At 43.4% G+C, this 15,640-nt stretch carries 9 protein-coding genes; 7 read left to right on the top strand and 2 right to left on the bottom strand.

Going from position 1 to position 15,640, the window contains the following annotated elements; genetic code table 11:
- Positions 1-44 precede the first annotated feature (44 nt).
- The 6 genes from AAFN85_RS28190 to AAFN85_RS28165 all read left to right on the top strand — a co-directional run bounded on the left by AAFN85_RS28190 (position 45) and on the right by AAFN85_RS28165 (position 13,450).
- Positions 45-2,255, top strand: a complete 2,211-nt coding sequence (locus AAFN85_RS28190) for a response regulator (RefSeq protein WP_347531311.1) — start codon at positions 45-47, stop codon at positions 2,253-2,255.
- 306 nt (positions 2,256-2,561) lie between these two features.
- On the top strand, positions 2,562-3,149 hold the full coding sequence (locus AAFN85_RS28185; protein ID WP_347531310.1) for a hypothetical protein: 588 nt from the start codon (positions 2,562-2,564) through the stop codon (positions 3,147-3,149).
- A gap of 177 nt (positions 3,150-3,326) precedes the next feature.
- Positions 3,327-6,569, top strand: coding sequence for a glycosyl hydrolase (locus AAFN85_RS28180; protein ID WP_347531309.1), 3,243 nt, complete (start codon positions 3,327-3,329; stop codon positions 6,567-6,569).
- A gap of 191 nt (positions 6,570-6,760) precedes the next feature.
- Positions 6,761-8,521, top strand: a complete 1,761-nt coding sequence (locus tag AAFN85_RS28175; RefSeq protein ID WP_347531308.1) for an alpha-L-rhamnosidase — start codon at positions 6,761-6,763, stop codon at positions 8,519-8,521.
- Positions 8,522-8,864: 343 nt separating this feature from the next.
- Positions 8,865-10,157, top strand: coding sequence for an NAD(P)/FAD-dependent oxidoreductase (locus AAFN85_RS28170; protein WP_347531307.1), 1,293 nt, complete (start codon positions 8,865-8,867; stop codon positions 10,155-10,157).
- A gap of 311 nt (positions 10,158-10,468) precedes the next feature.
- Positions 10,469-13,450, top strand: coding sequence for a lantibiotic dehydratase (locus tag AAFN85_RS28165; RefSeq protein ID WP_347531306.1), 2,982 nt, complete (start codon positions 10,469-10,471; stop codon positions 13,448-13,450).
- On the opposite strand, the gene AAFN85_RS28160 is transcribed toward AAFN85_RS28165, so the two are convergent.
- On the bottom strand, positions 13,451-14,179 hold the full coding sequence (locus tag AAFN85_RS28160; protein WP_347531305.1) for a LytTR family DNA-binding domain-containing protein: 729 nt from the start codon (positions 14,177-14,179) through the stop codon (positions 13,451-13,453).
- A complete protein-coding gene (locus tag AAFN85_RS28155) occupies positions 14,176-15,291 on the bottom strand; it encodes a sensor histidine kinase (RefSeq protein ID WP_347531304.1) in 1,116 nt (371 codons plus the stop codon). The genes AAFN85_RS28160 and AAFN85_RS28155 overlap by 4 nt, the downstream gene beginning before the upstream one ends.
- Positions 15,292-15,401: 110 nt before the next feature.
- Here AAFN85_RS28155 and AAFN85_RS28150 point away from each other — a divergent pair, with 110 nt between their 5' ends.
- A complete protein-coding gene (locus AAFN85_RS28150) occupies positions 15,402-15,578 on the top strand; it encodes a hypothetical protein (protein WP_347531303.1) in 177 nt (58 codons plus the stop codon).
- Positions 15,579-15,640 lie beyond the last annotated feature (62 nt).

The raw sequence follows: 15,640 nt of genomic DNA, 5'->3' as shown, positions 1-15,640 counted from the left end.
TAGATTTAATTTAGGTTTAACAGCTGCATATTTACTGATCATCAATGCGTTCAACGCCTTTTGTAATGACCAATAAGAAATTTGCTTACCTGATACTGGCATCATTTGCTGCCGGCACTATATTGCTGTTAATTATTCAATTCAACTTTTCGCAAAACATGCGCTCCATGCGCAAGGGCAATGATAGCCTGTTGCGAGAACTGCATACCAGCAACCACCTGCGCGAAATTGACCGCGATTTGTTGGGTGTTGAATCCCGCATTAGGGCGGCCATCGCTACCGATGATACTTCGCACCTGCAAGGGGTAGATTCAAAGATCAAGTATGTAAAGGATTATCTCGATTCAATAGAGATAGGCGTACATGACCCGCAAGTGAAAGGTTATCTCGACCGCCTCAGTGTTTTGGCAGACGAAAAGGTGAAGATAAAAAACATGCTGCTGTACCGTTACGCCCAAACCGGTAACATGAACGATACCAGTTTTATAGCTAATCCTCGTGCCCGCCGCATCTCGAACGAGATAACCGACGTTACCCATAAAATATACAATAACCGCCAAAAAATGATGGACGGCCTGAGCGCCGCCGTGATCAAAAATAGCTCGATGGCGCGTTTATACGGTAATTTGCTGATGGTGTTTATGTTTTTATGCGGAGGTGGTTTGTGCTGGTTTATAGTGAACCAGTTTCGCCAGCAAAGCAGGCTGATCAATAAATTGGATGTGTCAGAAAAAACAGCCCGCGAAGCACTGCTGATCAAGGAGAACTTTTTGGCCAATATGAGCCACGAGATCCGTACGCCGCTCAACTCTATATTGGGTTTTACCAACCTGCTAAAAAGGCGTAAAATTGATCAGGATGCCGATGAGTTTGTAGGTTCGATCCAAAAGGCGGGCGAAAGTCTGCTCGATATTATTAACGATATCCTCGATCTATCAAAAATTGAAGCCGGAATGATGCGCATTGTGCAGTCGCCGTTTAGTGTAAGGGGATTGATCGATTCGATAGAAACATTATTTCATGAACGTATCAAAGAAAAAGGCCTTATATTCAGTAATAAGATCCATGCTGATGTGCCCGATACGCTTATTGGGGATGCTACCCGTTTAACGCAAATACTGGTTAACCTGATAGGTAACGCACTAAAATTCAGCGAGCGTGGCGAGATCAGGATAGAAGTTTACAACAAACAGATATCAGGCAAAACCATACAATTAGGCATTAAGGTAGCTGATGAAGGCATCGGCATCAAAAAAGAAAAACTGGCCTCCATATTCGAGCGCTTTAACCAGGCCGAGGATTCCATTACCAGAAGCTACGGAGGCACCGGTTTGGGCCTATCCATAGTACGCGATCTGGTGGTTTTGCAACAAGGGCAAATAGAAGTTACCAGTGAGCTGGGCAAGGGCACCGAATTTAGCTTTTATATCCCATACACCATAGCCGATGAGCAGTTTACAGAAACCGCGCATCAAGAGACCGGAAAAAACAAGGATAAGGTAAGCGAATCGCTCAATATTCTGGTGGTTGATGATAACGCCATGAACCAAAGCCTGATGAAGCACCTGCTCACGCAATGGAATGCTGGTTTCGATATCGTATCAAACGGAGAGGAAGCGATCAGCAAGCTTAAAACCGGTACATATAATTTAGTGCTGATGGATATCCAGATGCCTAAAATGGACGGTTACACGGCCACCTACCAGATCCGCAATGAATTAAAACTCAACGTTCCGGTTATAGCCATGACAGCCCATGCCATGGCAGGCGAGCGTGAAAAATGCCTGAGTCATGGCATGAACGGCTACATAGCCAAACCCATAAATGAAGATGAACTGTTTAAGCTGATATTAAAGTTTGTACCCGATGCATCGCAACAACAGGAAGCTAAGCCGGAAGTTGTGGAGCCTGCTTACCAATGCATCGATCTCAATTATATGAAAGATATCAGCAAAGGCAACCTGGCTTATGAAAAGCTGGTAACCTCGCAATTCATCGAACTTACGCTGGCCGATATCAACGCCCTAAAAAATGCGCTGACTACAGAAGATCTCGGCGCGTTAAAAAGCATCGCCCATAACATGAAGACCACGGTATCCATTATGGGGCTGTTACCTAAACTGGAGCCGATACTTGACGCGCTCGAAACGGTTGAAGATGCCGGTATGGATACCCTTAAGCTGGTTAATGATGTAACTTCGGTGTGTTTGAACGCCATTGATGAAGCTAAGTTGTTTTACGCTACGTTGGTGTAAAAGTAAATGGAAGAAAAAAGCCTGGGAGTGTGCGATTTCCCTCTTGAGAGCGGGTGGAGGGGTGTGTTATTCTGCGCGACGTTTATCGCTCGTATAACACACCCCTGCTCTCACTTTTTCCCATCGCGCCCCCTCTCAAGAGGGGAACTTAAAAATCTTATTCTTAAATTGACGATTATACTTCTCGTAAGAGCTAACTAAAAAAACTGAAGTCCCATCCCTCACCGACAGTTTTTGCCCATTCAACGAATAACAACCCCAACCGCCCGCCAATCGCCTTAGTTTTATCATAACAAAATTAAACTCATGGCAACAACCCTTACCTCGCAGCAAATAGTAAAAGCCGGGCAGCAATTTTCAGTTGGTGGCAATGCCGAAAGTTTTAGCCGCCCTGTTTTGCCCGGTACAGTACTGAATCCATATGCTTTTTTGGTAGATATTTCAGAACGGGCACACACCCGCGAAATGGCAGTGAGCAACGTATTGGCCACCGCGGGTATAGGTATGTGGAGTTTCAGTATTTACAGCAAAAAGTTTCACCTATGCCCTGTAGCCAGCGGATTTTTAGGGATGAAAGGCAGCAGCACATTTGGCCTGAGTATTTTAATGCAAAAGTTGGTAGAGTGGAAGCAAAAACACGTGCTGGAGACCGCCAAAGCCGCCTGCGTTTCGCAGCAGGAGTTTGAAACTGAGCTGCACATCAATACCAATAACTGCGATAGCCGCTGGTTAAAACTAACCGGCAAACTTTATTGCAGCGATGGCCTGGCCATGAAAATGATGGGCACTATGGTTGATATCACCGCTGCCAAACAGGAAGAGTTGCGCAAAAATGATCTGTTGGCTTTTTTGAACCATGAATTGCGCAGGCTCCAGGATGGCTACTCGCAATAGCGGCTTTATCTGTTTCTTAAACAATTTCCCACACAGGATAGTACAGGATGCCGGTTTATATTGAAAAACTTAGTATTGTTTTAATTATAAACTTAGCAGCTTTCATCTATAAAACTTGTGTAATCGACCAGTTGGTTGATGTACGTGATTTTTATAAATGCAGAAACACTATCTCTGATGCAAAATATCTACAAAAAAGCTCTTTTTACCCTACTAACGCTCGGTGCAACCGGCTTAACCCAACAGGCCTCCGCGCAAACCAAAACCCCTAAGCAGGACAAACTGTACAGCGGTTTCAAAACTGTGCCCGATTCGGTGCAAACCAGTGTGTATTGGTACTGGATCTCGGGAAATATCTCTAAAGAGGGTGTTATCAAAGATCTCGAGTCGATGAAAAAGGTAGGTATCAACCGGGCTTTTATCGGCAATATTGGTTTGGATGAGATCCCCTATGGTAAAGTAAAAATGTTTACACCCGAGTGGTGGGATATTTTGCACGCCGCACTTAAAACAGCCACGAAACTTAAAATCGATATCGGCATTTTCAATGGTCCGGGTTGGAGCCAGTCCGGTGGACCATGGATCAAGCCGGAGCAGTCGATGCGGTATTTGGCTTCATCAACACTAACCGTAAAAGGTCCGCTTAAGCTTGATCAAAAGCTGGATCAGCCGCAAAAGCAATTTCAGGATGTAAGGGTTATCGCTTTCCCCGCACCGGCAGATTTTGGCGAGGCGATGAAAAGTTCGTTCATTAGTTCGCAGCCGGTAGATGCGCATGCCGCCAATTTGATGGATGGTAATGAGAGCACGGTTTACACTATCCCTAATGATCCGAAGCCGATGGTTACCATCGAAGCCGCTTCACCTTATACAGCACGTAGTTTTGTTTTCTACCCCGCGCACAAGGCATTGCGCTTTGAAGGCGATATCCAGGCACGTGATGCCTCGGGTAGTTATCAAACTGTTAAGCATTTTGTGGTAGATAGGAGCAACGATAACCTTAACGTGGGCTTTAATCCATATGCACCGGGCGTTAAATCTATCCCGGCCACTACAAGCAACAGCTTCCGTATTGTGTTTAACAATGGTTCGCAAGGGAGTGATATTGCCGAACTGAAAATTTCGGCATCACCAGGCATAGAGAATTACGCGGAGAAATCGCTGGCTAAAATGTATCAAACCCCGCTGCCGTATTGGAAAGAATACCAATGGCAGCCGCAGCCGGTAATTGACGATTCGCGTTATACTATCGATCCCCAAAAAGTTATTGATATCTCCAAATACATGCAGGCTGATGGCACGCTGAAATGGGATGTGCCTGCCGGCAACTGGATCATTATGCGTAGTGGCATGGCACCTACGCAGGTTACCAATGCCCCCGCACCACCGGAAGGCCGCGGACTGGAAGTGGATAAGATGAGCAAGAAACATATCGCCGAACACTTCGACGCTTTCCTGGGCCAGATCATCAAACGGATCCCCGCTGCCGACCGCAAAAGCTTTAAAGTAGCGGTAGAAGATAGCTACGAAACCGGTAGTCAAAACTGGACGGACGATATGCTTAAAAACTTCAAAGCCAAATATGGTTATGATGCCTTACCATATCTGCCCGTGCTAAACGGCAGCGTAGTTGGCAGCCAGGATCAAAGCGATAGGTTTTTATGGGACTTGCGCCGTTTTGTTGCCGATAGGGTAGCCTATGATTATGTGGGCGGACTGCGTGAAGTAAGCCATAAACACGGTATCACTACCTGGTTGGAGAATTACGGACATTGGGGTTTCCCGGGTGAGTTTTTGCAATATGGAGGACAATCGGATGAGATAGGTGGGGAGTTTTGGAGCGAGGGTGATTTGGGTAATATCGAAAACAGGGCGGCCTCATCGTCGGCACATATTTATGGTAAAACCAAAGTTTCTGCCGAATCATTTACCTGTGCGGGCGGCTCGTTTACACGCTACCCGGCCATGATGAAACAACGCGGCGACCGCTTTTTTACCGAAGGCATCAATAATACCTTGCTGCATGTATTTATCTCGCAACTTGCTGATAACCGGGTGCCGGGAACAAACGCCTGGTTCTCGAACGAGTTTAACCGCAACAACACCTGGTTTAATGATATGGATTTGTTTTTGGCCTATATTAAACGTTGCAATTATATGCTTAGGCAGGGCAATTACGTGGCCGATGTGGCCTACTTTATTGGCGAAGATGCCCCTAAAATGACTGGCGTACGCGACCCCGAATTGCCCCAGGGGTATTCGTTTGATTATATCAATGGCGAGGTATTGAACCAGCGTGCTAAAGTAATAAACGGCAGATTAGTACTACCCGGCGGTATGAGTTATAAAGTGTTGGTGCTACCTAAACTAAAAACCATGCGTCCCGAATTGTTAAAAACCATCACCAAGCTGGTTAACGATGGTTTAACGGTATTGGGGCCAAAGCCTGAACGCTCACCGAGTTTACAAAACTATGCTACTGCCGATGCCGAGATCAAAAAGATGGCGGCATCACTTTGGGGCAATATCGATAGCGTTTCGGTAAAAACCAACAAGTACGGCAAAGGATTAGTGATTAATGGATTGGATATGCAGCAGGTACTCAACCTGGTTAAAGTAGTGCCCGATTGCAAATTTAACACCGTAGGGCAGGCCCTGTTTATCCACCGTAAACTAAGCGATGGCGATATGTATTTTGTATCCAACCAAACGGCTCAGAACATTGATATTAATGCCGCTTTCAGGGTAAGTGGTAAAGCCCCGGAACTTTGGGATGCCACAACAGGCCAAAGCCGTAGCCTGCCCGAATATAAGCAGGAAGATGGCGTAACAACCGTACCGCTTAAGCTGGATGCCTATCAAAGCGCATTCGTGATTTTTAGAAAACCCGCCTCCGTAGGCAATACCAAACATGAGAACTTTCCAGCTCAGAAAGTTTTAACGGAGCTAAATACCCCATGGACAGTTACCTTTGATGCGAAACGATGGGGACCAACTAAGCCGGTTGTTTTTGATAAATTGGTTGACTGGACCTTGAGGCCGGAAGATGAGATCAAATACTATTCTGGCGCGGCGGTTTATCATAATACCTTTAACATTGCGAGGTTGGAAAAAGGCAAACACCTGTTGCTTGACGTTGGTCAGGTAAAAGCTATGGCGAAGGTGAAAGTGAATGGAATATATGTTGGCGGAGTTTGGACTGCTCCTTACCAGTTGGATGTGACCAGCGTTTTGAAAACCGGTGCCAACACGGTTGATATTGAGGTTACAAATACATGGGTTAACCGTTTAATTGGCGATAGCAAGCTACCAGTAAGCGAACGCCACACCTGGACTAATGTTAATCCATATAAGCCTGAAAGCAAATTAGAGGCTTCAGGATTGACCGGGCCGGTTACGGTTAAGGAAGTGTTGTATTGATAAAGAAAAGCTTATTAATATTTTACAGTTATTCAGCTATACCAATATGTCATTGCGAGGTACGAAGCAATCGCACGGAAGCATAGCCGCCCTGTATAGCATGCGATTGCTTCGTACCTCGCAATGACATGTTTTTTTCGGAGCAACTCGGCTGGAGCCGAGCGGCCGCTTGTTTTTTAATATAATCTTGCATGAAAAAAGCTCTATTCATACTCACATTATCGTTTGCAATCCTCATTGCCCATGCTCAAAAACTCCCCCCGGTTTTTGATGCCAAACGATCTGCCGAAGCCCAATCAACAGAAACGGTTAGAAAATATCTTTCCCCAACGCGCATCCTTTGGAAATCGCCTGATGCATCAACCAATATCATCAATGCCGAAAAACTATTAAAGCAAGGCGATGGCCAGGCCGATCTTTCAGGTAGAGACCTTTGCGTTATGCAAAGCAACGATAAAGGCAAACCTGGTATCCTGTTTGATTTTGGTAAAGAACTGCACGGTGGCCTGCAATTAGTAACTGATCAATCAAGAGGAGGTAAGCCTGTGAGGGTGCGCATCCGTTTTGGAGAATCGGCCAGCGAAGCCATGTCGAACATCGATACCATTAAGGGTGCTACTAATGATCATGCCATGCGGGATATGATCGTTTCACTGCCATGGTTGGGCAAGTTAGAGATAGGCAATACAGGTTTTCGTTTTGTGCGGATCGATCTGGTTGATGATAACAGTCAACTGAAATTGAAAGAAGCACGGGCTATTTTTATTTATCGTGATATCCCATATTTAGGCTCGTTTAAATGCAGCGATACCCTGCTTAATAAGATCTGGCTTACGGGAGCATACACTGTACACCTCAATATGCAGGATTACCTTTGGGATGGCATCAAGCGCGACCGCCTGGTTTGGGTAGGCGATATGCACCCCGAAACTTCAACCATTGCCGTGGTATTTGGCAACAATCCGGTAGTGCCCAAAAGTCTCGATCTGGCGCGTGATATCACCCCATTGCCCGGCTATATGAATGGCATGGTATCCTACTCCATGTGGTGGATCTTGATCCAGCGCGATTGGTACATGCACAACGGCGATCTGAAATATCTGCGGCAGCAAAAAGATTACCTTGTTAAACTGTTAAACCAATACGCCGTACAGGTTGATGCAAATGGCAGTGAAAAACTGGACGGTGCCGGTCGGTTTTTGGATTGGCCATCCAGCGAGAACAAACCAGCTATCCATGCCGGTTTGCAGGCCATGCTGGTAATGACGTTAAACGCCGGTTCTGAGCTTTGCAAAATTTTAAATGATCCCACTACCGCGAAAAAATGCGATAAAGCCGTGGCTAAGCTTAAAACCAATGTGCCTGATGCTGCCGGATCCAAACAGGCGGCTGCTTTATTAGGTTTATCTGGTTTGTTGCCTGCCCGAGAGGCCAATGAGATACTCTCTGCAGGTGGGGTACATAATTATTCTACTTTCTTTGGTTATTACATGTTGCTGGCCAAAGCTAAGGCTGGCGATTACCAGGGAGGTATTGATGCCATCCGTAATTTTTGGGGGCCGATGCTTGGCTTGGGTGCCACTACATTTTGGGAAGATTTTAATATCGATTGGCTGCCTAATGCATCGCGCATTGATGAGTTGGTGCCCGATGGTAAAAAAGATATCCACGGCGATTATGGTGCTTATTGTTACAAAGGTTTCAGGCACAGCCTATCGCATGGTTGGGCATCGGGGCCAACGCCATGGCTAACCGAGTATGTGCTTGGTGTAAAAGTAATGGCTCCGGGTTGCAAGGTAATCAAGATTGAACCTCATCTGGGCGACCTGACTTTTGCCGAAGGTACTTATCCAACACCGCTTGGCGTAGTGAAAATAAAGCACGTGAAGCAGGGTACAGGTAAGGTAAAAACTATTGTAGATGCTCCCGCCGGAATAAAAATTATCCAGTAAGCGCAAGGCCTATTCAACGTGTGCCGAAATATCATAACTATGCGATGATGTTTGGCGGTATATCGCTTAGGTTGTGGTTTTAATATTATTTAATGTATTGTAATTCAGTTGTTTATTTGTTTGGTATGCGGCTTGTTATATCTGGTATAAATACCGGGTATTGTAATGCTTTTGGGTGTGTTTTTGAGTGTGTAATAATTACACTAAGATGAAGCTGTTTGCGCCACTTTTTGCTAAATTTATACCATAAAACAAAGGCGAATAAAGGCTACACTGCTTTTAAAAGGTTCACCCCAAACCAAGCTTTATTTGCCGGTATAATGATAGTAAAACATACCATATCATGATAAGCACAACACCCAACAGCGGCAAAAAGAAAATAGTAATAGTTGGCGGCGGTTTTGCCGGTTTAAACGTAGCACAGCATTTATATAAAAACAAGCATTACGAGGTAACTTTGGTTGATAAAAACAACTACAACTATTTTACCCCGCTGCTTTACCAGGTGGCAACCAGTTTCCTTGAACCTTCAAGTATCAGTTACCCATTTCGCAAACTTTTTAGGGATAAACACTTAACCTTCCGCATGGCTGGGGTGGTTAAGGTTGATCCGGTTGCAAAAATAGTTTACCTTACCAATGGCGAGTTACCTTACGATTATCTGGTTTTTGCGGCAGGGGCGAGCACCAACTTTTACGGCATTGAAAGTATCAGGCAAAATGCCATCTCGCTAAAAGAAATTGACGATGCCCTGCGTATGCGTAACGCCCTCATCAAAACCATGGAGCAGGCCGCTATCACTACCGATCCGGAAGAACGTAGAAAACTGTTAACCATAGTAGTAGCAGGTGGTGGCCCTACTGGTGTTGAAGTGGCCGGTATGCTTGCCGAAATGAAGAAATTCATCCTTAAAAAAGACTACCCCGAGCTGGATGGTGCCAAAGGCAAAATTTACATTGTTGATGGCGGTGCTAACCTGCTCGCACCCATGAGCGATAAAACCCATAAAGAAACACGCCAGGCTTTAATTGAACTGGGTGTGGAGGTTAAATTAAATGCCCATGTAAGTGATTTTAGCGATGGCGTGGTAACCTTTGCCGACGGCGAAAAACTGGAAGCCAAAACCCTGATCTGGGCGGCAGGTATCATCGCCAATACTTTTGAAGGGATCCCGGCAACAAGCCTGGGTATTGGCCGCCGAATGATAACCGACGAGTATAACCGGGTTAAAGACCTGGAAGATGTATATGCTATTGGCGATATCAGCGTACAAACTACCGATCCGCTGTATCCTAAAGGCCATCCGCAATTGGCACAGGTGGCCATACAAACCGGGCGTAATACTGCCAAAAACTTTGTAGCCATGGCAAAAGGCAAGCCCCTTAAACCCTTTAAATATTTTGACAGGGGAGACATGGCCATAGTAGGCCGCCATAACGCGGTGGTTGATCTGTTTAAGCACAAAGTGCATTTAAGCGGTATAGCGGCTTTATTTGTTTGGCTGTTTATCCACCTTATATCATTGGTAAATTATAATAATAAAATCAAAACGCTTTATAACTGGGCGGTAGCATTTTTAACCCGCGACCAGGCCTTAAGAATGATATTTGGTAAAGGAGAAAATAAAGCAACTTAACCGCCGTAAAAGCCTGCCACCCGGTTTATGATAGTATTAATTTAAGCTAACTGTGGTTGTTTTGTCCATTGTTGCTATTTTCTATAAAATACTTTTAATTAACCACCTCGTGTTTTAAGGGTAGTAATTTGGTTTAAAATTCCATTTCTTTATTAAATTGACCCGCAAAAGGGCAAAGTCTTGAAAAAAACTTTGCCCTTTTTTTATTATTGGGAAATATATATTAAAAATATATTGTTTTTTGACAGCTAAATAAAATAACAGTACCTTAAGTTCCACTGTTTAGGCTCCCTAACCTTGCCGCCATGCTGATGAAAGTTAATTTTATTAACGGTTTAATTTTACGTTCTGCCGCTTTATCATACCGTCAAAAGCTTGATAAAGAAAATCTGTATATGCTATGGCATAACCCGTTAATAAAAGAGGGGATTTACATAGCCAGTAAATCGCTTTACGATGAATTGGATACTTTTTTTGCGGGTGGAGAAAAAGCGCCGGTTAAAGAGGTACAATTAATATCAAGCTTGTACAAATACCTGTCGCGTATGAGTAACCGGGCAACCCCGTTTGGCTTGTTTGCCGGTTGTGCTCCTGCAAATTGGGGAACAAACAATAATATCAGGCTTAACGGGAAATATCAAAAGCATATAGTGCCCGATGCTGTGGTGAGTTTTGCCCTGGCAAAGCAAATTGAAACAGCCAACCAGTTAACTGCCGGTTATAAAATAAACAATACTATTTATAAGGTAGGCGATGATATTAGGTTTATTACTTATCAGGTAATTGATAACCAGCGTGTTTACCAGGTAAGCGCGATCGATTCAAACCCGGTGCTTGACAATATTATTGAAAGTATTGGTACCGATGTATGGAATAAGCAACAATTGCTTGATCGGTTCCCTGATTTTGATAGCGACGATCTGCTTGAATTTATTGACGACCTGATAGATGGGCAGTTGCTTAAACCCGCGTATGAGCCGGTTATTGGAAGCGATTTTCCGTTGTTTATTCAAGCAACAGAAAACCAGGTTTTAAATGATACCATCAATCAGTTAAAGGGCTTGCTTGATGAGGCTAATGACGAACCTGCAGATAACACGCGCTGGCTCTCGTTTTATACCCGGGTAGAGCAATTAACCAATCACATAACAGGCCGTACGCTTAAAGACCAGATCCATATTACCCGTTTTAACGGGCTGGAAGCAGGGGTGGTCAGCAATCCGCTGCAATGGAAAATATCCAGGGGGATAACCTTGCTCAATAATCTTACTAATCCTGGTACAAACAAGCGGATCGAGCAGTTTAAAAACCGTTTCAGAAAACGCTATGAAGAACAAAGCGTTGCCTTGCTCGAGGCCTTTGATACTGATACCGGTATTGAATATGGCCAATGGTATGAGCATGAAACCCTTTTTACAGAAGGCCTTTACACAGGTATGGATGGAGGAGGTACGCAAATTGAGTATGCCGATCTCGATTTCAAAATGCTTGATCTGTTAAACCAGGCTAAGGCTGGGCGGCAATACAAGATCATTATGCCCGATAATTTTGTAAAAGAACGCCCGGTTGATAAACTACCCTTTGCCATGTGTGCCGTTTTTCAGCTTTTTGAAAACGATATCATATACCTGGAAAGGCTTACCGGACCCGGTGCTTTGAACATGGTAGCACGCTTTGCCGTTGGCAATGAAGAGATCTATCAAACCGGATTGGAAGTAGCCCAAAAGGAGGCCGAAAACAGTCCGGAAGCTATGTTTGCCGAAGTGATCCACATGCCCGAAGAGCGGATATTGAACGTAATGTCGCATCCGCCGTTTTGGCCGCATGAGCTGGCTTACATTGATGATGCCAAGGGCAATTCTGTTTTACAGCTTGATGATATTTATGTAAAATTGGAGCAAAACGCGTTCAGGCTATTTTCAAAAAAATATCAAAAGGAAATAATCCCGAGGCTGAGCAGTGCTTATAATTATAATCGTTCGCAACACCCTATTTATACTTTTTTGTGCGATATCCAGCATCAGTACAGTAATGGCTCGCTATCTTTTAACTGGGGCGCGTTATCAAAAGATTTTGTTTTTTTTCCGCGGGTTGAAACTACATACGGGCTTATTTTACACCGGGCTACATGGAAATTTACGCCGGTTATATTAGCCGAGCTTTGTAAGGCCGAGAAGCAAATAACCAGGTTTACCGAATTGTTTACGGCTTTTAAGCAGCAATGGCTATTGCCCGATCAGTTTTTTATAGTAAAGGGCGATAACGAGTTACTAATAGATGTAAATAACGAAGTTGGGGTGCAGGTGCTGGCTAAAGAGATAGCTAAACAGGGCGCGGTGCTCATCCTGTCGGAGTGTATCCATTTACAGTATGAAAGCGTTGTTAAGGGGCCTGATCAAAGCCCATACGCGCATCAGCTGGTGGCTCCTTTTTATTTTGAACGCCCGGTAAGGCCCGGTTATTTTCAATATACCGAGCATAGTTTGCAGCGTAACTTTTTTCCGGGTAGCGAGTGGTTGTTTATCAAGTTGTATTTGAGTACTAACATAGCCAATAATGTTATTTTAAGGTTTAATGAACTGCTTGATCATTCGGGTATTGTAAATGTTAAACAGTGGTTTTTTATCCGGTATAATGATCCCGATAATCATATCAGGGTGCGGGTTAATTTGTTTAAGGAAGATGATTTTCAGGATGTTTACCTGGCCGTACGCGAGGCGCTGTCGCCATTTTTGGCAAGCGGGCAGGTACACCTTGTTCAGTTGGATACTTATGTACGCGAGCTGGAGCGCTATGGCCACCAAATTGAACAGGCAGAAGGCTTATTTTGTATAGAAACGCTGTTTTGTTGCAACGTATTCCGCCTGCTTGAAACTAACCGGTATGATACTGAAGATTGGTTTTTAATATTTTGGTTGATAAAAGATTACCTGAACCTGATGACCAATGATATTAACGTGCAAATAAAATTTGTTGAAAAAGGCTTGAATTATTTTTTAAACGAGTTTGATGATAAAGCGGTTAAGATACAGATCGATCAGCTGTTTAGAAAATATCACGGTAACCTGGATAATGTGCTTTTAGTATATGATAACCTGTTGCAGCAAAAACGGGAAAACATTGTGAACTTACTGCAACGCTATCACATTGATTGGAACGAACGATTTTTAAGCAGCATTATCCATATGGCCGTTAACCGTTACTTCAGCACCCGGCAACGCCTGCACGAGTGCATATTGTACGGCATGATGCTTAAATACCTTAAATCGGAAAAAGCGCGCAAAAAGCTTTGATCATTTAAACATTTTATTGTTCAGCTGCGCGAAAAAGCTATCACGGTAGGTAACGCCGATGGGGATCTTCTCTTTGATCTTATCGAACATCACCATATTACCATCTATTGATTTAATGCGTTTTAAGGCGATAATGTACGATTTATGAGTGCGGGCAAAATCCTGCTGCGGCAGGTTATCCGCCAGGGTTTTCATACTTACTAACGATATATGGCGTTCGTGCTCGGTAAATACCGAGCAGTAGTTTTTAAGCCCCTCTATATAAATAATATCATTAAAGTTGATCCGTACAATGCGGCCATGATCGGTTTTAAGATAAAACGAATCGCTTTGTTCGCTAACCGGTGTGGGTTTGGGTATATCAAGCAGTAAAAGTTTGTCGAGCGCCTTTTGCGAAGCCTGTAAAAACCTCTCGAACGAATATGGTTTTAAAAGATAATCAAGCACATTGTTTTCAAAACCTGCCACGGCAAATTCGCTGTAGCCCGATGTAATGATGATCTCGGTATTTTTGGGTAATAATTTGATCAGGTCGATACCCGATAGTTCGGGCATATTGATGTCAAGAAATATCAGGTCGACGGGGGTGCTTTTTAAATGCAACAGAGCTTCTATCGGATTGTTAAACGTATGTTCGAGGTTAATGAAAGGCACCTTCGAGATAAAATCGCTCAAAATATTAATGGCGTATTGCTCGTCCTCAACTATAATGCAATTAATTACTTTCATACTGTTTTTAATGGCATTGTAAGTTTACACTCGTAGCTATTATGTGTTTCATTAATAGCAAGTTCAAAATTCTCCCCATATTCTTCTGTCAATCTCTCCCTAATATAGCTTAACCCTATCCCGTTAGATTCTACCTTGTTCATTGTATTGCCCCCTTTAAAGTTAAGCGAATAAAAATGCAATATTCCATCATTAACCGTAATATTCAAAGTGGCTTCTTTAGTGCTCTGATTAAATATGCCATGCTTAAACATATTCTCGATCAGCGTTATTAAAATAAGTGATACTACTTTATACTGAGCGGTAACTGTTTCGATATTTATTTTCATAAAAAACGAAGGGCTTCGGGAAGCATGGATCTTTATAAAATCCTTTATATAACCCAATTCACTTTCAAGCGTGCTAAACCCGTCTTCATTTTTGGTTAAGGCATGCCGCATAATGTTTGAAAGTGTGATAATGGCATCGCCAACCTCGGGCAGTTTTTTATAAGTTTCAGAATATAAAAAGCCCAGGGTGTTAAATACAAAGTGCGGGTTAATTTGCGATTTGATCACATTTAATTCGGCCTGAAGTGCTTGTTTCTCCAGTTTTTCCTGTTGCTGCAACATTTTAACTTTTTCTAAACGGAGCTGTGCGGCCTCACGCTCTTTGGTTATTATCCTCTTAAAAAATCCGTACGCAACCCCCATTGTTCCAAAATAGGTAGCTCTTGATCCCATCGCTATTAAACGCTCATGAGTACCTAAGCTTGAAAATGATTGGTATTGGGCCAGCATAGAAAGCCAAATTTTGGAATAGGCTGATAATATGACGAGGGCTATAGTTGATATAACTATAGTTGTAATTCTTAAAGGTTTGTTTCTTATTTTTTTCTCCAACCACACGTAACATCCCCAAAAAATATAAAAATCGGCAGCATTGATCAGAAAGGGATATGCAGTGGCAATAACACCGTTGTAAACGCCTCCGGCAATAGCTGCTACGCTTTCGTAAGCCATATAGATCACCCAGAATAACAAATGCTGGGCTATGGTTTTAAACATCTTTTTATTCACTGCAAAATTTAATTGGTTGTTTTTTTCGTCCCATTTAAACGCGGTTTTGGTCATCCGGAAACGGGCATTGGTACTAATTATTTTCTCCTCACAAGCCCCTTAGCCACATTTATATCATCAGGGCTAAAAAGTACTAATCCATAACCATTTAAAAGTTTAAAAATATGAAAAATCACGACAAAGCTTCATTGCCAAAAATTCAAATTAAACAAGTGCAGGTACTTAACAGGGTTTTAACTAATAATGCTGCAAAAAGCGGTGCACAAGGTGGTGTAAATGGAATGATGGGCTGGAATCCGACCGAAGTTCCGCCAACAAACACGGTATCTGGAATTTATTAATAGGTGAGGTATTATACCGCGCTTAAGGGCTATACCAGGCACTGGTTTTTCATTAATGAGGT

Source organism: Mucilaginibacter sp. CAU 1740, from assembly GCF_039839285.1.
Lineage (GTDB): Bacteria > Bacteroidota > Bacteroidia > Sphingobacteriales > Sphingobacteriaceae > Mucilaginibacter.
This window is presented reverse-complemented; position numbering and strand designations above follow the sequence as displayed.

Bases quoted from the DNA above. Each gene is read 5' to 3' on its own strand.
- AAFN85_RS28155 (WP_347531304.1), bottom strand. From the start codon at position 15,291: ATGACCAAAACCGCGTTTAAATGGGACGAAAAAAACAACCAATTAAAT.
- AAFN85_RS28170 (WP_347531307.1), top strand. From the start codon at position 8,865: ATGATAAGCACAACACCCAACAGCGGCAAAAAGAAAATAGTAATAGTT.
- AAFN85_RS28180 (WP_347531309.1), top strand. From the start codon at position 3,327: ATGCAAAATATCTACAAAAAAGCTCTTTTTACCCTACTAACGCTCGGT.
- AAFN85_RS28160 (WP_347531305.1), bottom strand. From the start codon at position 14,179: ATGAAAGTAATTAATTGCATTATAGTTGAGGACGAGCAATACGCCATT.
- AAFN85_RS28165 (WP_347531306.1), top strand. From the start codon at position 10,469: ATGAAAGTTAATTTTATTAACGGTTTAATTTTACGTTCTGCCGCTTTA.
- AAFN85_RS28150 (WP_347531303.1), top strand. From the start codon at position 15,402: ATGAAAAATCACGACAAAGCTTCATTGCCAAAAATTCAAATTAAACAA.
- AAFN85_RS28190 (WP_347531311.1), top strand. From the start codon at position 45: ATGCGTTCAACGCCTTTTGTAATGACCAATAAGAAATTTGCTTACCTG.
- AAFN85_RS28175 (WP_347531308.1), top strand. From the start codon at position 6,761: ATGAAAAAAGCTCTATTCATACTCACATTATCGTTTGCAATCCTCATT.
- AAFN85_RS28185 (WP_347531310.1), top strand. From the start codon at position 2,562: ATGGCAACAACCCTTACCTCGCAGCAAATAGTAAAAGCCGGGCAGCAA.